This is a genomic window from Gluconobacter sp., assembly GCF_047722525.1.
Classification (GTDB): Bacteria; Pseudomonadota; Alphaproteobacteria; order Acetobacterales; family Acetobacteraceae; genus Gluconobacter.
In genome coordinates this window covers 171,699-190,107 of sequence record NZ_JBDNYY010000007.1, presented here as the reverse complement: position 1 = coordinate 190,107, position 18,409 = coordinate 171,699, and the positions used below count along the sequence as shown (strand labels likewise).

Here is an 18,409-nt window from a genome sequence, read left to right as displayed (position 1 = left end):
CGGACCACTGGGTCGGGCGCCTTTTTCGTATCAGGAAGCCGGGAGCGTCTCAGGGATATGGATAGGGGGTCTGGGACAATGCGGCTTCCGTACTGGCATCCGTCTCCGTGGGAAGGATGGAGTCGAGCGGCAGCGTCATGACGGCTTCCAGTCCCGGGCTCAGTGGCGTGTAGGTCAGGGTGCCGGAGAGGCTGCTGACGACGGCATTCATCATGCGTGTCCCGAAGCCTGTTCCCTGAAGCTGGGGCGTGCACTCGCCCTGGTCCGAGACTGTCAGGATCAGGCGGTCGCTGGTCTGGGCAAGTCCGACATGCAGCGGACCAGCAGCGCCTTCATAGGCGTATTTGCTGGCATTGATGACCAGTTCGGTCAGGACTAGACCGATATTGATGGCGCGGTCTGCTGAAATCATGATCGGGAAAAGGGAGAGGTGCAACTGCTCGTGCCAGTCCTCGCCCAGCGACGAGCACAGTTCTTCCATCAGTTCTTCGAGATACCGTCCCAGATCCACGACGCCGAAATGTTCGTCGCGGTACAGGCGGCGGTGTACGAGGCCGATGGCTGCGATGCGGTGCTGCGCTTCCGTCAGGGCGGTTGTGGTTTCCTCGTTCGAGGAGGTCCGGGCCTGAAGCTTGAGGAAGGAGGCGACCATCTGGAGCGAGTTCTGGACGCGGTGATTGACCTCGCGGATCAGGAAATCCTTCTGGCGCAGAAGGTTTTCACGTTCTTCGAGGGTGGCGGCGAGTGTGGCGTTGAGTTCCCGGAGCTGCTGCGTCTGGTAATCCGCGATCATGACGCGGCGCAGGCGTCGGGCGGCCTGTTTCTGCTCGTTGCTCCAGCGCAGGCTGTGGCCGCGGATGGTCTGTTCCCAGGTCCGGAAGGACGTGCGCGGGCGCAGCACGCCGTCGCCGTCCTCATCGCCTTTGTGGGGATTGCCGGCCCACTCGATGGTCTGGATGATTTCGACCCGGCTCCAGATCAGGCACATCGGCGTCCGGAACGGGAGCGTGATGGCGAGAATACCGGCGGAGCGCTCGGGCCATCCGGCTGCGGGCGGGTAGTCCTTGCCCAGCATGGCGCTGGTGAAAATGCCGCCGCTGGTGCCCATCCTCAGCCAGTCATGCAGCTTGTGCAGGTTTTCCGTATCGGGCAGCACGCCGGTCGCGGTGATGGTCTCCCCGCTGATGACGGCAAAGCCGTTGCAGGGAAACAGCGACTGCAATTCGCTCATGAAGCTGCGAAGATTGCTCTCGATGGGATGGCGCACGTCGAAATGGGACGTGACGAACTCCATCGCATTGCGCAGCCGCAGGCGCTCCTGATAGGTGACCAGCTCTTCCTTGTTCCGCAACTGGCGCGACATGACGCCCGCCAGCGTGCGGCAGGCGGCGCGGATGTCTTCGGACAGGCAGCGTGGCGTCGCGTTGTGGCAGGCAATCAGGCCCCACAGGACGCCATCCACGACCAGCGAGACGGAGGCCGAGGCCCGTACGCCCATATTGGCCATGTACTGGAGATGGATTGGCGAGACGCTGCGGAGCTGGACGTCACTGAGATCGAGACCGGCGAGACCGGCTTCCTGCGGGCGGATCGGGGCGGCTTCATAAGTGACGTCCGGGATGACGCGGATGCGGTTGCGCAGGTAGAGCGCGCGGGCCTGCGTGGGGATGTCGCTGGCCGGGAAATGATGGTTCATCAGGGAGGGAAAGGCGTTATTGCGGCTTTCCCCGACAACGCGGCCGGTGCCGTCCTCCATGAAACGATAGACCAGGACACGGTCGAAACCCGTGAGCCGCCTGAAGATCGTGGCGCCCTGACGGCAGACCGACGCGGTGTCCGGGCAGCGTTCGAAACGGTCCGCCGTGCTGTCGATTTCTCCGAAAATATCCCAGGTCAGCAGCTTGTGGGGCTCGACCGGCTCAAGCTCGACGAGGATATGGGAGCCCTGATCGTGCCGCAGGACGCTGAAGGTTTCGCCCTTCAGGCCGGGGATGCGCAGATCGGACAGGGAGGGCCGCTTTTCGTCCTGAAAACGGTCTGTCGGGACTTCGAGGATCGCAGACAGGCTGCGCCCCAGCCAGTCGGGGGTCAGGCGGCCTTCGAGGTCGCCCGCGCCGCCGATGACGGTCAGGCTTGCGCTGTCGGCCACCAGAAGGAGGCCATAGGGCTGGATGGCGTCCGGACGATGGATGGGTTCGCGGTCACAGGAGGTCATGACCGCGTGTTCCAGCGAAAGGCCCGGCTCGGAGCCAGCGGCGCGCTGGACCGTCAAACGGGTGTCCGCCCAAAGACAGGAGAGACCGCTCGCGGGGCGGACTGTCTGCGATGAGCAGGGCCAGTTTGAAAGGCTGCGGACATGGGAGGTCCAGAAATCATCCTGTCCATTATCTGTTCCTCCACCGGGGCTGTCAATTTATGACGTTGTGTTTCAGGGTTGGCGGCCATCGGCCTGGATCCAGGATGCCACATCCGCCGAGAGGGCGTGACGGCTGGCCGGACGCGTATAGAGCATGTGGCCACCCTGATAGAGATGCAGCGACACGCGATCCGCGCCCACGGTCAGATGATCCTTCATCCAGCGCGCGGTTCCGAACGGGCAGGCGACATCGTAGTAGCCATTGGCCACGAAGACGCGCAGGCCGGGATCGAGCGCGAGCAGGCGGTTGAGGACCGGGATCTGATGGATCGGGGACGGGCCACCGGCGCTCCATTTCCAGCTTCCGTTCACCTTGAGCGACAGCAGGTCGTAGGTCAGGGGTGTCCTGTAGCCGAGTTCGCTGGCGGCATAACCGGAGAAGGCGTTGCCATAGGCGCGGCCGAAGCCGAACAGCGTCGGATCGGGGCTTTCGTCCAGACCATCGGCCGCAGGGTCGGCGATGGACTGGGTGAAGTCGTAAAGCCCGTACAGGCGGCCGTCGCGGGACATGATGTCATGCGAGCCGATGGCGGGGATGCCGTGCTGGCGGGCGATCACGTCCTGCGGCAGTCCGGTGCGCCGGGCGACCTCGGCGTAAAGGGCCTGACCTTCGCTTCCTGAGGGGAGCTTGCCGGCGATCTTCGGCAGATAGGTGTTCAGGGACCACTGATACGCATCTTCAGCCGTCTTTTCCGTCACATTCGGGCTCTGATGGGACGTGATTAGGCTGGGCATCATCAGGGCGGCGGAAAGCGGGTTCTCATCCGTATCGAGCAGGGGCATCTCGATGGCCGGGGAAATCATGACGATGCCGTTGAGCAGGATGCCCTGTTCCATCTGGAGCGCGTTTGCGACCTGGATGGAGCGGATGCCGCCATAGCTTTCACCCACGAGATAATGGGGCGAGGCTTCACGTCCATTCGCTGACGTCCACAGGCCGATGGCCTTGGCGAAGACGCTGGCGTCCTGCTTGACGCCGTAGAACTGGTCTCCGGCCTTGGCCGTATCGGTGGGGCGGGAATAGCCCGTGCCCACGGCGTCGATGAAGACCATGTCGGTGACGGGGAGCCAGCTATCGGGATTGTCACCCATCGTGGCGTGCGTGCCGTCCGTCGGGTCCTTGGCGGGCATGGTCAGGGCCTTGGGGCCTGCGGCGCCGAGGTTCAGATAGGCCGTGGCTGCGCCCGGACCGCCATTGAAGAAATACGAGACCGGGCGTGTGCCAGCCGGGACGCCGTCCTTCGTGTAGGACACGTAGAACATCCGGGCGGTCGGTTTGCCGTCATGGCCGCGCAGGACAAGCGTTCCGGCATGGGCGGTGTAGGCGATGCCGTTCAGATGGTGCCGGGTCACGGAATCCGCCGGGAGCAGGGCTGCTTCACCGGTGAAGGTGTCGGTCGTCTTGCTGGTCTCGGTCTTCGGGCTGTCGGTCTTGGGGGCATCGGCCGCCGCGGCCGTACAGACGGGGGAGAGGAGCGTTAAAGCGAGCAGGGCTGCGCGGCGGGTCATCATCTGACGGGCATCTCCGATAAAAGAAACTGGAATAATCCGCCGTATCAGTCCTGAGGCGGAACGGCTACCGCTGCCGCATGAAGTTTTCGTCATGCGGCAGCGTGAGAGGTCCGGGACTGGTCAGGCTTTGGGCGGCGTGATGTTGGGGCGCAGCATCAGGCGCGGATCGGCAAAGCGGTCATACTCTTCGGATGTCATGAAGCCGAGTTCCAGCGCGGCTTCACGCGGGCTCAGGTTCTTTTCCATGGCGTAATGCGCGACTTTCGAAGCGCGGTCATAGCCGATGGCCGGGGACAGGGCCGTGACGAGGACGAGCGAGCGTTCCAGATCCTGCTTGAGCTTGTCGGTATTGGCTTTTGTGCCTTCGACGAGGAAGCGGCGGAAGTTCTCCGAACCGTCATGCAGAAGGGTGATGCCCTGCATGATGTTGTGGATCATGAGCGGCTTGTAGACATTCATGTCCAGCATGCCTGCTGCACCGCCGAGGCCGACCGCGACATCGTTGCTCATGACCTGAAGGGCGAGCATGGCCAGCGCTTCGGCCTGCGTCGGGTTGATCTTGCCCGGCATGATGGAGGAGCCGGGCTCGTTTTCCGGCAGGTGCAGTTCGCCCAGACCGGCGCGCGGGCCGCAGGCGAGCAGGCGGATGTCGTTGGCGATCTTGAACAGGCTGCCCGCTGTCGTGCGCAGCGCGCCGGACAGATGCACGAGTGCGTCATGCGCGCCCTGAAGCGCGAACTTGTTCTCGCCAGCCGTGAAGCCGAGACCCGTCAAGCGGGCGATTTCCGCACAGGCGCGGCGGTCGAAGCCTTCATCCGTGCTGACGCCCGTGCCCAGGGCCGTGCCACCGAGGGCGAGGGGGAACAGACCATCGCGGGCCTGTTCCAGACGGGCGATATTGTCCGTCAGCATCCCGGCATAGCCGTGCCATTCCTGACCCAGCGTGATGGGAACGGCATCCTGAAGATGGGTACGGCCGACCTTGACCAGATCGCGCCATTCCTCGGCTTTGGCGGCCATGGCGTCGCGCAGGCGCGTCAGGGCCGGGATGAGGCGGCGATGCGTTCCGAGGACCGCCGCGATATGCATGGCGGTCGGGAAGTTGCAGTTGGTGGACTGCGACATGTTGACGTGATCGTTGGGGTGCAGCGGTGTTTTGCTGCCGAGCGGATTGCCGGTGATCTGGCAGCCGCGGTTCGCGATCACCTCGTTGACGTTCATGTTGAACTGCGTGCCCGAACCCGTCATCCAGACATGAAGCGGGAACATCCGGTCATGCGCGCCCTTCGTGATTTCGTCGCAGACGGTCTGGATCAGGTCCGCGCGCTCCTGCGACAGGCGGCCGCTCGCGGCATTGGCCGTGGCGCAGGCGCGCTTCATGATCGCATAGGCCTCGATCATTTCACGCGGCATCAGTTCGCGGCCGATGCTGAAATATTTCAGGGAGCGCTGGGTCTGCGCACCCCACAGCACATCGTCAGCGACTTCGATCGGGCCCATGCCATCGGTTTCGGTACGGCTCATTGTCTGTTTTCGGCTTTCCTGCGGGTGATCCGGCTCATTCCACGCGGGAAATTATCGCACAATCGCCGCAGGACAAAGGAACCCGGTCATGGAAAATCCGGATGTCGCCATAGGGCGGCCGTCTGTCAGGACTCAACCGTCTGGGCGACGGGGTGGCGCCCATAGGTGTTGGTCAGGATCACGCCCGCCATCACGACGGCTCCGCCGATGAGGGTCCGCAGGGATGGGACCTCGCTGGTGAGGATATAGGCCAGCACCATCGTGACGGGTGGCAGAAGATAGAGCAGCGCCGCACCCCGCGAGGCGCCGAGATGGCCGATGACGAAGCCCCACGCCGCATAGCCGAAAGCGGCCGGGAAAATGCCGAGTTCCAGCACGGCGGCCTGTCCCTGCCATGAGGCATGGGAGAAGCTCGCAAGGCCCTGAGGCAGCCAGGGGGTCAGGAAGATCGCGCCCGAAATCAGGACGTAGGCGATTGTGGGGAGTGCGCCGTAACGTCGGATCAGGCTTTTCTGAAGGATCGTGTAGAACGCCGCGCAGATGGCCGCGCCGAAGACCAGTGTGGCGCCCGAGCCGAAGGAAAGGCCTCCGCTCTGCCCTTTTGCGATCAGGGCCACGCCGCTGAAACTCAGGATCGATCCGGCCCAGCCCCAGCGGGACATGCGCTCGCCGAGAAACACCATGGCCAGAAGGCCTGCCATCAGGGGGGCTGCGCTGATGAGAAGGCTGGCCGCACCGGACGAGACGGTCATTTCGCCGCAGTTGAACAGGATATTGTAGACTGTGATCCCGATGATCCCGCAGGCTAGGATCTGCGGAATATCCTTCAGTTCCGGGCGCCTGGGACGTTTCCATACCAGCCACAGGCCCGCCATGACTGCCGCGACGGCATAGCGCAGTGCCGCAAGTGGGATGGGCGCCAGATCATGCAGCGCAATCCGGACGACGGGATAGGCGCTCGCCCAGGACAGGATGGCCACGGCGACGAAGAACGGCAGGAAACGCCCGGAAGGATGTGTCATGATCGCCCATTATCAGGAATATTTCCCGAACGGGAGACGGACTTTATGCGGGACTTCAGAATGTATGTTCGAAGGCCAGTGTTCCGATGACCTGACGGGTTGTATCGCGGCCTAGAAGGGTCAGTCCGACGCCGCCGAGAATGGAGGTGCTGGCGTTCCAGTTGTATTCGAGCGCGGGCGCGGCGAACCAGTCGTCTTCTGCGGGTGTGTTGAATGAAAGGTTCTGGGCGGCTGGTGCGGTCTGGAGGATCTGGTGTCCCTGTACGTGGGAGCCGCTGGATCAGTCCCGGATCATGTCCAGGGCGAAGACGAGATGGCGGGTCAGGGAAAATTCGACAGAACCGCCGAAATTGCCGAAGGCTTCGGCATGGGCACCGCCGGAAAATCCTGTGCCTGTTCCATAGACGCTCTGTCCGTTCAGGGATGCCGATGTGAGGGGCTGGATTCCGGTGACCCAGAGGCGGACGCGAAAGGGGCGTATGTGCCTTAGTTTGAACCCCGTCTGGTCGATCAGGCCATAGCGGAAAGAATAGACGCCAGATCCGCTGCCATCCTGCGCTCGTGACAGCCGGTCGTAGCTTCCGGTCGGAAAGTTCATGCCGATATCAACGGTCAGGGTCGTGTGCTGCCAGCTTCCGGGCCAGAGCCTGCTCTGACGATCCAGCGCCACGTCTTGCAGGACAAGATCCAGCGGAAAGCGCACGGCTTCACAGACTTCCAGACAGTGACGGATAAAAGGGAAACGATTGTTTCCCTTTTCGGGTTCAGAAACCCGATCGTCTGTTTCTGTCTGGAAAGCCGGAACAGACCCGTATTCGGGTCTGACGGGATGCTATTTCAGCCAGCGATCGCCGCTGAAACGGTTGTGGGAGAACAGGAAGCCGGCCACGAGCCCGATTGCCGCGAACATGATGGTCCACAGCGAAATCGGGAGCAGCAGGGTCGAGACGGCCGCAAGCAGGACCATGCCTGCGAAAGCGCAGACGGCGGATTCGATGATCCGTGGGCCGTAATGACGCTCGGCACCGCAGTTCGGGCATTTCTCCGATGTCGGACGCATGGGCTGGCGGCAGACGGGGCACAGCGCGATGGCGTTGGCTTCGGGTTTTCTCACTGACCGTTATTCTCCTGATGTTCGCCGACCGCGATACGCGCTTCCACGGCCATACGCCAGGGCGCATTGGCCGGTGCCGCAGCCAGGGCGCGGCGATAGAGGTCAAGGCTTTCACCAGAGATATGGCTGCCGTTGCGACTTTCAAGCTCGGCGAGGCGAATGGCAAGCTCAGGCTCGAAATGGGCGCTCAGGGCCGCTTTCCAGTCCCGGATCGCCTCATCCGTCAGGCCCGCTTTTGCTTCGACCTGTCCCAGAAGGAAATGGCCGGTCGCATAGGTCTGCGATCCGGGAGGAATGGTGGCCACTTCGGTCTGGAGCTTGTGGATCATCTGCAGACCCTTCGCGTCCGGGCCTGTCTGGCGCTGGCTCAGAGGCTGGGGCGGCAGGGACGGGTGACCGTTGACGATATAGAGCGCGAAGGCCAGGACGGGGATGCCGATCCCGACGGCAGCGGCAGGCAGGACACGGCTGCGCTTTGCGGGTTCGGCGGAGAGGTCCTCGACGGCGGCTTCCCCATCCGTGGCCAGCAGGCGGCGCTGAACTTCCAGACGGGCAGCCTGATATTCCTCGTCATTGATGAGGGCGAGGGCGTGGTCGCGCTCCAGATCGCCAAGCTGCCCGCGATAGAGGGTGAGGGCGGAGTCACGGGCGTTTACGCGCCGGCGCAGGGTGCGCAACCCCAGAAATGCGGGACACAGGGCCACCGCCGCGATTATCAGGATTCCCAACCAGAACAAAAAGATTACTCCCGGCCCGAAAGGGCATCCAGACGCGCGCGCTCATCATCCGTGAGCGGCGCAGGCGTGACGACGGTGCGGCGTTTGGTCGCACGCCATGCAATGACAAGTCCGGCCACCAGCGCGAGCGCCGGCATCAGCCAGAGCAGGGCGGTGGACCATGAAAACCGTGGAGCCAGACGGATGAATTCGCCGTAGCGTTCGGTCATCCAGTCCATGATCTGCTGGTCGGATTTTCCAGCCGAGACCTGCTCGCGGACCACCTTGCGCAGATCGCGGGCGAGGGGGGCGCTGCTGTCCTCGATGCTCTCGTTCTGACAGACGAGGCAGCGCAGATGGGCGCCAATGGCTTCGGCCCGCTTTTCCTGCGCCGGGTTGGGCAGCATCTCGGCGGGATCGTCCACGGCGAGGGCTACGCCGCCGCCGATCAGGCCCAACGCCAGAAGCAGGGCCGGAAAGCGTCTGGACGCCTTCATAGGCCGGCCAGCCTCGGGCGGATTTCCGCCTCATAGATCTGGGGGTCGAGAGCCGCGCTGCCGTGCCAGATGATGCGGCCTCCCGGTGCGACCAAGAAGCTCTCGGGCACGCCGGTCACGCCCCAGTCAATCGCTACGCGGCCATGGCGGTCGGAGGCGACGCGGGCGTAAGGCGAGCCGTCACGCTGGACGAAACCGGCGGCGTTCTCGGGCTTGTCCTCATAGGCGATGCCCCAGATCGGCATGTTGCGTGAGATGGCGCGCAGGCCGGGCATTTCCGCCACGCAGGGGATGCACCATGACGCGAAGAAATTGACCAGAACCGGGCGATGCTGGGCTTTGAGTTCCGCATCGGTGAAGCCGTCGCCGAGGCCGGGGAGGCCCGGCATGGCGAAGCTCGGGATGGGCTTGCCGACATTGGGGTTCTTGATGGCGCGCGGATCGAAGGCGCCGCTGCGCATGTCGCTCAGCATCCGCCAGAAGCCGACGCCCAGAACGCCTGCGCCGATGATGGGGACGGCCGTGAGGATGCCGCGTCGTGTTGCGTTCATATTCCTCTCTCCTCAGGCACGGGCCATGTTGCGGGCGGCGGCGCGCTTGGGGGCGCCGATCCGCATCCGGCGGTCGGACAGCGAGAACGCGCCGCCGATGGCCATGACCAGTCCACCCAGCCACATCCAGGGCGCGAGCGGGTTGCGGTGCAGGCGCAGGACATAGGTCGTGTCCTTGCCCGTGCCGTGCCGGTCACCGACCACGCCGTACAGATCGGTGATGAAATTGGTGTGGATGGCGACTTCGGTCGTGGTCTGGCTCTGCGTCGTGAAGTCGCGCTTTTCGGGGTGCAGGACGGTGACCAGCCTGCCGTTATGGCGGATGGCGATGTCGGCCTGCATGGCCTTGTAGTTCGGGCCGATATAGTCGTGCACATCCAGCAGGGTCCAGTCGTCGCCGGCCAGCGAGCGGGTCTCGCCAATATGGACTTCTACGATGGCGTGCTGCGCCTGGGACATGCCGCACAGGCCGAGCACGGTGATGCCCGCGCCGATATGGGCGAGAGCCGCGCCCCAGCTTGAACGCGGCAGGTGCTTCATGCGCTCCCATACGCCCTGTGCGGATGTGTGGCCAATGCCGATCCGGCGCAGGACGTCGGACGCGGAGGCCGCGATGACCCAGATGGCGAGTGCGCCGCAGGCGATGGGCAGAAGCCCGGAGAGTTTCCAGAAGCACAGGACCAGACCGATCGCGGCGATGCCGGCGGCGGCATAGAGATGCGAGAAGGTCCGGGCGAGCTGGGCGCGCTTCCACGGCAGGGCCGTGCCGACGCCCATGGCCAGCAGGAGCGGCAGGGTCAGCGGGATTGTGGCGGCGTCAAAGAAGGGCTTGCCGACGGAAATGGTACGCCCGGCCAGAAGCTGCATGAAGGGCGGGTACATCGTGCCCGTCACGACCACGGCGCAGATCGAGCACAGCAGGATGTTGTTCAGGACCAGCGAGCCTTCACGCGAGATCGGCGAGAACAGGCCGGTCGAGGTGAGGGACGGCGCGCGCCATGCGAACAGGGCGAGCGAGCCGCCGATGACGATGGCGAGCAGAGCGAGGATGAACACGCCACGCGCGGGATCGTTGGCGAAGGCATGGACCGAGTTCAGGATGCCCGAGCGGACGAGGAATGTGCCGGACAGGGAGAACGAGAAGGTCGCGATGGCGAGCAGGACCGTCCAGATTTTCAGGCCTTCGCGCTTTTCCACGACGATGGCGGAATGCACGAGCGCCGTGCCCGTCAGCCAGGGGATGAGGGAGGCGTTTTCCACCGGATCCCAGAACCAGTAACCGCCCCAGCCGAGCACATAATAGGACCACCACGAACCGAGCGCGATGCCGCAGGTCAGGAAGCACCAGGCGGCCACGGCCCAGGGACGGACCCAGCGGCCCCATGCTGCATCGACGCGGCCTTCGATCAGGGCGGCGACGGCGAAGGCGAAGGGGACGGCGAAACCGACATAGCCGGTGTAGAGAATGGGAGGATGGAAGGCGAGGCCCGGATCCTGAAGGAGCGGGTTCATGCCCTGACCGTCCATCGGAGCCGGGAAAACGCGGTCGAACGGATCGGAGGTCAGGAGGCAGAACATCTGGAACCCGGCGGAAACACCACCGAGAATGGCCAGAACGCGTCCGCGCAGGATGTCCGGAAGGTTGCGGCCGAACAGCGAGACCGCACCGCCGCAGACGGCGAGGATCAGCGTCCAGAGCAGGACGGAGCCTTCATGGTTTCCCCAGACGCCCGTGATTTTATACAGCAGAGGCTTGGAGACGGCGGAGTTGGCCGCGACGTTCTGGACCGAGAAATCGTCGCTGACGGCGCACATGATGAGGCAAAGGAACGAGTAGCCCAGCGCGATGAGCTGCGAGACGGCCAGATAAGGCGCAAGCCCCACCAGACGGGCATCGCGGCGGTTGGCACCCCAGAGCGGGACGGCGAACTGCACAAGGGCGAGCACGCAGGCGAGGGCCAGGGCGAAATGGCCCTGTTCAGGTCCGAACATCAGGCGGTCAGCCCCCTGCTTTCTTTGCGGTCATGGTGTCCCAGCTTGATGCGTCTGGAGCCTTGCCGAAGCGCGGGTCCCATTTGCCGGTGCGCTTGAGTTCGTCCGCGACTTCCTTGGGCATGTAGGTCTCGTCATGCTTTGCGAGGACCTCGCTGGCTGTGAAGCCGCCGTCCTTCTGGACGGTGCCGAGGGCGACGACGCTCTGGCCTTCGCGGAACAGGTCTGGGAGGATGCCCGTGTAATGGACCTCGACGGCGGCCTGTCCGTCCGTCACCTGAAAGGCGTTCACGGGGGTGCCGTTTTCGTTGATGCGGTGCAGGCTGCCGGCCATGACCATGCCGCCGAGGCGGATGGTGCGGTCGGGCGAGGGCGGGTTGGCCTTCACCTGCGAGGGCGCCATGAAGAACACGATGTTGGACGAGAATGCCCGCAGCGTCAGGGCAGCGGCGGAGCCGACACAGGCCAGACAGGCAATGACGATCCAGAGGCGACGGGTCTTGCGGGTCATGATGCTGACCTTTCACGACGGCGGGCATGGCCCTCAACGGCGGCCAGACGGGCCTTGGATTTCCGCAGGCGCAGGGCGGCACCGACACCGAGGACAACGGAACAGCCCAGCGTCAGGGCGTAGGACGCCGCGATATAGGGCCAGTGATTCGGAAGATGCATCATGCGACTTGGCTGTCCCTGCGGTCGAGGCGCGAACGGGCCAGAAGCTGGCGTGCGCGGCTTTCATGGATGGCGGCGCTGAGCCGGGTGAAGATGACGGCCGCGACACCGAGCGTGAAGCCGATCGTGCAGATCAGCAGCGGCCAGAGCATCATCATGGACATGGTGGGGGCGCCGGTCAGGGTGATGCTGTCGGGCTGGTGCAGGGTGTTCCACCACTGCACGCTGAACTTGATGATCGGCAGGTCGATCACGCCAGCCAGGGCGAGGATCGCGGCGGCGCGCTGGCCCCGGGCCGGTTCATCGAAGGCGCGGATCAGGGCGATATGGCCCAGATACAGGAAGAACAGCACCAGCATGGATGTCAGGCGCGCGTCCCACACCCACCATGTGCCCCACATCGGCTCGCCCCAGAGCGAGCCCGTGATCAGGCACAATGCGGCGGCACAGGCGCCAACGGGGCCGATTTCGATGGCGGCGAGATCCGCCAGCGGATGGCGCCAGACCAGTGAGAGCACACCGCAGATCGCAAGGCCGAGGTAGCAGGACGATGCCAGCCAGGCCATCGGGACATGCACATACATGATGCGGACGGTGTCGCCCTGCTGCCAGTCGGCCGGGGCGATGAACAGGCCCCAGATGACGCCGACGGTCAGGAACAGGACCGCGCCGCTGGTCAGCCAGGGGAGCAGTGCGCGCGCCAGACGCAGGAACTGCCCCGGATTGGCATAGCGATGGAGCAGGTTGGGGGTAGGGCGCACTGGGACACGGACCTCGGCAGATTGGTAACGCGGCGATTGGTTCCCCATTGAAATAGTCCGAAGCAATCATATTCGGAAGAGGCGCGTTGTCCCATTGTTCCGATCACTGTTATCACGTTTCACGGAATTGAGCGTCAAATGCCCCTGTAAATGCCCTTGTGGCGGGAGTGAAATGTGGCTTTCTGGCTGGTGAAATCGGAACCCGAGGCGTTCTCGTGGGCGCAGCAGGTCGATCATGGCGTCGAGCCCTGGACCGGGGTGCGCAACTATCAGGCGCGCAATAACCTTGCCGCCATGAAGACTGGCGATCTGGCGCTTTTCTACCATTCGGTGAGCGAGAAACGCATCGTGGGTGTCGTGGAGATCGTGCGGGAGGCGTATCCCGACCCGACGGCGGAGGACCCGCGCTGGGTCTGTGTGGACGTCAAGGCGATGGGGGCTTTTGCCCACCCGGTGAGCCTTGCCGACATCAAGGCCGATCCGGCTCTGGCGGAGATGGCGCTTCTGAAACAGTCCAGACTGTCCGTGGCGCCGGTGACGGCGGAGGAGTTCCGTCACCTGACCCGGATCGGGGGCTGGACACGCCCCTGACGGGGCGTGGAGTCAGTGGATGAGGGAGGAGTCGCCGTTCACGAGGATGTTCGTCTGGCCGTTGACCGGATGTCCGGCGTAGCTCGTCGGTGAATCCTCGTCTTCATAAGGAGACTGGACCGGTGCGTTGAACTTCACCGGCATGCCGAAGAGCGAAAAATGGGACGGCAGATTGTTGGGACCGTTGGTTTTCTGCTGGGCGTTCGTACCGGGCATGCCGACCGGAAGATGGGTGCGGACGCGGTCGCTGTAGCTGGCGAGGGCGGCCTCAGAATCTTCCACTTCCGTATAGCCATGGGGCGGGGGCGGTGCGCCTTCATCGGGCAGGGCGGCCTGCTGCGCCGGGGTCAGCGGCTTGGCGGGAGCGCCCACGATCTGGCCGGAAGTTGGTCCCATCTGCGGAAGATTGGCGGTGCCGTGTGTGGCGTGGTGGCGGGTATGGGCCGAGGGGAGATGGCTGGGGGCGGCATGGGCCGAAAAACCGGCCGGGATGAGGAGGCTGGCTGCCAGCGGAGCAGACAGGATCCAGCGCGATAATACGGTCATTGTTGTAATTCTCCTCACCCTGACAGTGGCCTCATGGAGCCGATATCCCCATGATGGCGCCATGTTAGGATATGAAACCTGCTATCCGGTAAACGGTTTCGGGTCTTACGAACAGGAGTTTTGATCGTCATGACCGCAGTGAATGACACGCAGCTTCCGACCAGCGAATTCGCATCGATGGCGCTGGACGGGGATTCCCTTGCCCAGCTTCAGTCGGTTCTCGAAAAGGTGGAGCAGGGGCGGGGGGTTCTCGTGCGTCTTGCAGACCTGATGGGGGGCGCCGTCGGACAGGCCACGCGACTCGGTATGCAGGGACTCGGACTGGCGCCGTCGGTGCAGGAGAAGTTCCATAACGCGGCTGAAATCGCCATTGAGCGCGCTTTTCGGGTTGCCGTGCTGGGGATCGACAATGATGCGCCGGCCGTCCGTGAGCCCTGGCGTGAAAATGTGGGGCAGGCTGCCGTGGCCGTTTCGGGCGCGCTGGGTGGCTTTGGGGGAATCTTCGGTCTGGCGCCGGATGTCGGGTTCACGACGCTGACCATCATGCGCGAGATCGCCCGGATTGCCCGCGAGGAAGGCGAGGATCTGCGCAACGAGGACACGCGCCGGGCCTGTCTGGAAGTCTTTGCCCTGCGCAGTTTTCCGGCGCGTCAGAGTGATGACGAGAGCGAACTCGGGTTCTTCTCGGCGCGTGCGCTGCTGCGTGGACGGCCAATCGTGATGCTGATGGCGGAAGTCGCTTCGCATTACGGCATTGGCCTGTCACGCAAGTTCGCGTTGCAGATGGTGCCGGTGGCGGGTGCGCTGTGTGGCGCGTCGCTCAATGCGGCGTTCCTTGCACATTATCGTGCACTGGCGCGGGCGCATTTCACGATCCGCCGTCTGGAACGCACGCATGGCCTGGCCGTTAAGGAAGCCGCCGAGGACCTGCGCGCAGGAGGGACGGGCACATCTGAAACATTCTCCTGATTTTCAGGAGCTTCCGGGGAAAAGCCCATGCCGCTTGGTCTTGTCTGGCTTGGATGGACACTGGTGCTGGCGGTGGTCCAGCTTTTCCTGACCGCAGCCGCCTGCCGCCAGCAGGATGGCGTGCAGTGGGCAACCGGCAACCGTGATGGCGAGCCCCCACGCTATACCGGGATGGCCGCGCGGCTGAAACGTGCTCAGGCCAATCTGGCGGAGACACTGCCGATTTTCATCGGCGCCGTTCTTCTGGCCTGGGTTTCGGGCCATTACAGTCCGCTGACGGACTGGGGGGCGGGGATCTATTTTCTGGCCCGCGCCATCTATATCCCGGCCTATGCCTTCGGATGGGGTGCGGTGCGCAGCCTGATCTGGGGGATTTCGATCGCAGGGCTTCTGCTGGTGCTGATCAGTCTGCTGTGAAAGAAGCCTCGGTCATGGACGGGGGTTCGACACCTTCGCGCATCATCCACAGGTCCACGAGTGCCGAAATGACGAGGCAGGCGGCAGAGATTTTTGCCAGCACCATCAGCAGGCCGTGCGCTTCGGGCATCAGGAGCCGCAATGCGCCGAGAATGAGAAGAATGATGGCGTAAATGAAGGCGAGCGGCACTGGTGGTCTCCCTGACGATGGGTCATGCCTATCATGCCTGCTGTGGGTGCGGCCATTCTTTCCCGTGCCGTTCCGGATACTGACATGAATAAAGACTGTGCCACCATGGACGAGATAACCCCGGATCTTCTGCTTCAGGCCTATGCCGCGGGGATCTTTCCCATGGCGCCGGATGCGGAAAGCGAGGAACTGGCGTGGTATCGGCCCGAGGAGCGCGGGGTCCTCCCCCTCGACGGGATGCATGTCCCGAAGAAGCTGATGCGGCTCGTGATGTCGGGCCGGATGACGGTGACGGCGGACCGGGTGTTCGACGAGGTCATGCTGGCCTGCGCGGAGCCCGCTCCGGGACGGGAGACGACCTGGATCAGTGAGCGCATCCGCGGGCTTTATGGCGCGCTCCATCGGCAGGGAAATGCCCATTCCGTTGAGGTCTGGGAGGGTGGAAAACTGATCGGCGGCCTGTATGGCGTGTCCCTGCGCGGGGCTTTTTTCGGCGAGAGCATGTTTTCGCGCGAACGTGATGCTTCTAAGGTGGCGCTGGTCCATCTTGTCGCGGGGTTGCGCAAGGGGCGGTACACGCTGCTGGATACGCAATACACCACGCCCCATCTGACGGGGCTGGGCGGTATCGGGATTCCGGCGGCGGATTATCAGTCCCTGCTTCATCAGGCGCTGACCGTGCGCGCGGTCTGGCCTGGGGATTTCAGCCTTCAGGCCCTGCGGGAGTCCATTGCGTCGCTGCGCGCGCTTTCCGGGTGCGCGCCTGCCGGAGATCCGCCATGACTGTTTTCACGCGCCCCGCCCTCCTGTATGCCACGTCCCTCGGGCTGCTGGCGGCAGGACTGTGTCTGGTGACCCCGGCCCGTGCGGAAGACCATCCCCGTCTGACGCCCACGCGGGATGTCACGGTCGTTTACGAACTCACCACGCCGTCCAGCCCTCCCAAGGGTGGCCCCAATACCGTCAAGGTGGCTTTCTCGGGGGCGGGCGATCTGCTGCGGATCGATTCGCAGGACGGCAATGGTGTCACGATTCTCGATCGTCCGGGGCAGCAGGTGACGCTCGTGATGATGAAGCAGCAGGTCTATACGCGGCTTCATCCCAGCCACGGCCTGCACAATCCGTTCATGCTCGATCTGGACATGCAGTACACGGCCGCAGGGCATGAAACCGTTGCGGGCGTGGCTTGCGAACGCTGGAGCATCCAGAGCAGCCACGGCAAGGCGAGTGCCTGCGTGACGGAGGACGGCGTCATTCTGGCGGAAAACGGCGTGGATGCGGACGGGGTGGAAGGCTCCATCAGGGCGCTTTCGGTATCCTATCAGGACATTCCGGCCTCGACGTTCCAGCCACCCGCCGATTTCCATCTTCTGGAGCCGAAGGCGCGCCCCGCTCATCAAAGCCAGGCCGGAAGTGCCACGCCGTCGCCTGTTCCCGAAGCCTCGGGCTCCGATACGCAGACGACGACGCATGAGGCTGCTGCTCCGGAAACTTCGGATTCCGATACGCCCGTGATCGGGGACCGGGACACGCCGTTGCCCTCGACGACGACGCCCGGCCCCGCAGCGCCCCTGCCGGGACAGTCCGTACAGCCTGATACGACACAGCCTTCGGTTTCCAACGACTCTTCGGGAGATGGTTCGGTCTCGGCGCCTGATCAGCCGCCCAGCGGGCCTGCTGATGGAAATCGCAAGTGAGGACGATGGCCCTGCGTTTCGTCGGGGGGGCGGCGTGTGTGCTGATGGCGGTCGGGTCCGGCTTTCCGGCCCAGGCGGATGTTCCTGTGGGGGCGGTGCAGGGGGCTTCGGGGGCAGGTCAGGTCCCGGCTGAGGCACCGCTCGTGACGCCGCTGCATGATGCCGATATCGATTATGTCCTGACGGGGCCGTCCGGGCGGCACCTGCATCAGCGCATGCGCTGGACGTCCGCATTGTGGCGCCAGCGGGTGGAGCCGGAAGGCTCGGCGACGATCATGCTGACCGATTACCGCACCCATACCCTGATGGTGCTGGACAGCGCGAACCACACCGCGACCGTCATGTCCGCCCCAGGGGGAAGCTTTGCCACGCCCGGAACGCCGGCGGCCGGATCATGGCGCAGGATGGGGCAGGGCCGGATTGCGGGGGAAGCCTGCACGATCTGGGAAAGTGCGGACAGCGACAGTCATCCGACCACGTTCTGTTACACGGATGACGGGCTGATGCTGGGGGCGGTCCATGACGGAAAGCCGGTCGTGGAAGCCGTTTCTGTCAGCCATGCCCCGCAGCCCGTCGAGATTTTCGATCCGCCACCGGGTTATCACCGGGTCGATCCGCCGCGCTGAGACCGGAGGCAGGGGGCAGGACGGGGCTCTGTTACAATTTGTCCGGCTCCTGCCATGATTGGCGCCTCTTGTGGCCATTTTCACCGGGCATGATCTTTCTCATGGACGGGAGGGTTCCCTTCGCAGGGTCTTCCGCTCCACGCGTTTTGAGGAGAAAGATGCCATGCGTCGCATCACACGTGCAGTTCTTATGGCCGCTCCCCTGCTGATCGGCTCCGCTGTCGTTCCGAACGTCCTGGTTCCCCAGGCGCAGGCTCACTGGCATGGCGGAGGTCCGGGTTACGGACCGGGCTATGGGTATGGCGGGCCGCGCGGCGGCTGGCATGGCGGTCACCACAATCATTCTGGCGCCATCGTGGGTGGGATTCTGGGGGGGCTGGCCCTGGGGGCCGTGGGCGGTGCGCTTCTGGCGCAGCCTTATGGTCCGCCGCCGCCACCTCCGCCGCCACAGGTTGTCTACGCTCCGCCGCCGGTTGTCTATGCGCCACCGCCACAGGTGGTTTATGGCCCTCCGGCGATGGTTCCAGCCTATCCCGGCATGTATCGGGGCTACTGATCTCGGGATACTGAACGGTTTCCGTCCGGTTTGCCTTGAT

22 protein-coding genes are annotated in these 18,409 nt (G+C 64.2%); 7 read left to right on the top strand and 15 right to left on the bottom strand.

The annotated features are described in order from the left end of the window. Window positions 1–49: 49 nt before the first annotated feature. From ABF859_RS09090 to ABF859_RS09030, 13 genes are all read right to left on the bottom strand, one after another. Window positions 50–2,272, bottom strand: a complete 2,223-nt coding sequence (locus ABF859_RS09090; RefSeq protein WP_415527442.1) for a histidine kinase dimerization/phosphoacceptor domain -containing protein — start codon at window positions 2,270–2,272, stop codon at window positions 50–52. Between the two features lie 156 nt (window positions 2,273–2,428). Beyond that, the gene (locus ABF859_RS09085) at window positions 2,429–3,928 is read right to left on the bottom strand and encodes a S10 family peptidase (RefSeq protein ID WP_415527441.1); all 1,500 of its coding nucleotides are present in this window, start codon (window positions 3,926–3,928) and stop codon (window positions 2,429–2,431) included. A gap of 120 nt (window positions 3,929–4,048) precedes the next feature. Then, on the bottom strand, window positions 4,049–5,452 hold the full coding sequence (locus tag ABF859_RS09080) for a class II fumarate hydratase (protein WP_415527440.1): 1,404 nt from the start codon (window positions 5,450–5,452) through the stop codon (window positions 4,049–4,051). Between the two features lie 125 nt (window positions 5,453–5,577). Then, the gene (locus ABF859_RS09075; RefSeq protein WP_415527439.1) at window positions 5,578–6,474 is read right to left on the bottom strand and encodes a DMT family transporter; all 897 of its coding nucleotides are present in this window, start codon (window positions 6,472–6,474) and stop codon (window positions 5,578–5,580) included. Window positions 6,475–6,754: 280 nt separating this feature from the next. Beyond that, window positions 6,755–7,177: a hypothetical protein gene (locus ABF859_RS09070; RefSeq protein ID WP_415527438.1), complete on the bottom strand. Its 423-nt coding sequence runs from the start codon at window positions 7,175–7,177 to the stop codon at window positions 6,755–6,757. Between the two features lie 129 nt (window positions 7,178–7,306). Next, window positions 7,307–7,588 (bottom strand): hypothetical protein, encoded by a 282-nt coding sequence (locus ABF859_RS09065; protein WP_415527437.1) that lies wholly within the window; start codon window positions 7,586–7,588, stop codon window positions 7,307–7,309. Further along, window positions 7,585–8,316, bottom strand: a complete 732-nt coding sequence (gene ccmI / locus ABF859_RS09060; RefSeq protein ID WP_415527470.1) for a c-type cytochrome biogenesis protein CcmI — start codon at window positions 8,314–8,316, stop codon at window positions 7,585–7,587. Before ccmI ends, ABF859_RS09065 begins: the two co-directional genes overlap by 4 nt. A 14-nt stretch (window positions 8,317–8,330) precedes the next feature. Then, complete coding sequence (locus ABF859_RS09055; RefSeq protein WP_415527436.1) at window positions 8,331–8,801, bottom strand: cytochrome c-type biogenesis protein; 471 nt, start codon at window positions 8,799–8,801, stop codon at window positions 8,331–8,333. After that, window positions 8,798–9,352, bottom strand: coding sequence for a DsbE family thiol:disulfide interchange protein (locus ABF859_RS09050; protein ID WP_041111956.1), 555 nt, complete (start codon window positions 9,350–9,352; stop codon window positions 8,798–8,800). The genes ABF859_RS09055 and ABF859_RS09050 overlap by 4 nt, the downstream gene beginning before the upstream one ends. A 12-nt stretch (window positions 9,353–9,364) precedes the next feature. Next, window positions 9,365–11,344 (bottom strand): heme lyase CcmF/NrfE family subunit, encoded by a 1,980-nt coding sequence (locus tag ABF859_RS09045; RefSeq protein WP_415527435.1) that lies wholly within the window; start codon window positions 11,342–11,344, stop codon window positions 9,365–9,367. Between the two features lie 7 nt (window positions 11,345–11,351). Continuing rightward, window positions 11,352–11,855 carry a cytochrome c maturation protein CcmE gene (gene ccmE, locus ABF859_RS09040; RefSeq protein WP_172492861.1) on the bottom strand — a complete coding sequence of 168 codons (504 nt, stop codon included), beginning with the start codon at window positions 11,853–11,855 and terminating at the stop codon, window positions 11,352–11,354. Continuing rightward, window positions 11,852–12,019, bottom strand: coding sequence for a hypothetical protein (locus ABF859_RS09035; protein ID WP_415527434.1), 168 nt, complete (start codon window positions 12,017–12,019; stop codon window positions 11,852–11,854). Before ABF859_RS09035 ends, ccmE begins: the two co-directional genes overlap by 4 nt. Beyond that, window positions 12,016–12,777: a heme ABC transporter permease gene (locus tag ABF859_RS09030; protein WP_415527432.1), complete on the bottom strand. Its 762-nt coding sequence runs from the start codon at window positions 12,775–12,777 to the stop codon at window positions 12,016–12,018. Before ABF859_RS09030 ends, ABF859_RS09035 begins: the two co-directional genes overlap by 4 nt. Before the next feature lie 174 nt (window positions 12,778–12,951). Here ABF859_RS09030 and ABF859_RS09025 point away from each other — a divergent pair, with 174 nt between their 5' ends. Next, on the top strand, window positions 12,952–13,368 hold the full coding sequence (locus tag ABF859_RS09025; protein ID WP_415527431.1) for an EVE domain-containing protein: 417 nt from the start codon (window positions 12,952–12,954) through the stop codon (window positions 13,366–13,368). A 12-nt stretch (window positions 13,369–13,380) separates the two neighbouring features. Here ABF859_RS09025 and ABF859_RS09020 read toward each other — a convergent pair whose 3' ends face one another. Then, window positions 13,381–13,914, bottom strand: coding sequence for a hypothetical protein (locus ABF859_RS09020; RefSeq protein WP_415527430.1), 534 nt, complete (start codon window positions 13,912–13,914; stop codon window positions 13,381–13,383). Between the two features lie 129 nt (window positions 13,915–14,043). Here ABF859_RS09020 and ABF859_RS09015 point away from each other — a divergent pair, with 129 nt between their 5' ends. Both ABF859_RS09015 and ABF859_RS09010 read left to right on the top strand, forming a co-directional pair. Next, window positions 14,044–14,883, top strand: a complete 840-nt coding sequence (locus ABF859_RS09015) for an EcsC family protein (RefSeq protein ID WP_415527428.1) — start codon at window positions 14,044–14,046, stop codon at window positions 14,881–14,883. A gap of 27 nt (window positions 14,884–14,910) precedes the next feature. Further along, window positions 14,911–15,300 (top strand): MAPEG family protein, encoded by a 390-nt coding sequence (locus ABF859_RS09010; protein ID WP_415527427.1) that lies wholly within the window; start codon window positions 14,911–14,913, stop codon window positions 15,298–15,300. On the opposite strand, the gene ABF859_RS09005 is transcribed toward ABF859_RS09010, so the two are convergent. Next, window positions 15,287–15,490, bottom strand: coding sequence for a hypothetical protein (locus ABF859_RS09005; RefSeq protein WP_415527426.1), 204 nt, complete (start codon window positions 15,488–15,490; stop codon window positions 15,287–15,289). The genes ABF859_RS09010 and ABF859_RS09005 overlap by 14 nt on opposite strands. A 105-nt stretch (window positions 15,491–15,595) precedes the next feature. Between ABF859_RS09005 and aat the strand changes: the two genes are divergently transcribed. The 4 genes from aat (at window position 15,596) to ABF859_RS08985 (ending at window position 18,369) form a co-directional block, all read left to right on the top strand. After that, on the top strand, window positions 15,596–16,273 hold the full coding sequence (gene aat / locus ABF859_RS09000) for a leucyl/phenylalanyl-tRNA--protein transferase (RefSeq protein ID WP_415527469.1): 678 nt from the start codon (window positions 15,596–15,598) through the stop codon (window positions 16,271–16,273). After that, window positions 16,270–17,187 carry a hypothetical protein gene (locus tag ABF859_RS08995; RefSeq protein WP_415527425.1) on the top strand — a complete coding sequence of 306 codons (918 nt, stop codon included), beginning with the start codon at window positions 16,270–16,272 and terminating at the stop codon, window positions 17,185–17,187. The genes aat and ABF859_RS08995 overlap by 4 nt, the downstream gene beginning before the upstream one ends. Window positions 17,188–17,192: 5 nt before the next feature. Beyond that, window positions 17,193–17,813, top strand: a complete 621-nt coding sequence (locus ABF859_RS08990) for a hypothetical protein (protein WP_415527468.1) — start codon at window positions 17,193–17,195, stop codon at window positions 17,811–17,813. A 163-nt stretch (window positions 17,814–17,976) separates the two neighbouring features. Continuing rightward, a complete protein-coding gene (locus ABF859_RS08985) occupies window positions 17,977–18,369 on the top strand; it encodes a hypothetical protein (protein WP_415527424.1) in 393 nt (130 codons plus the stop codon). Window positions 18,370–18,409 lie beyond the last annotated feature (40 nt).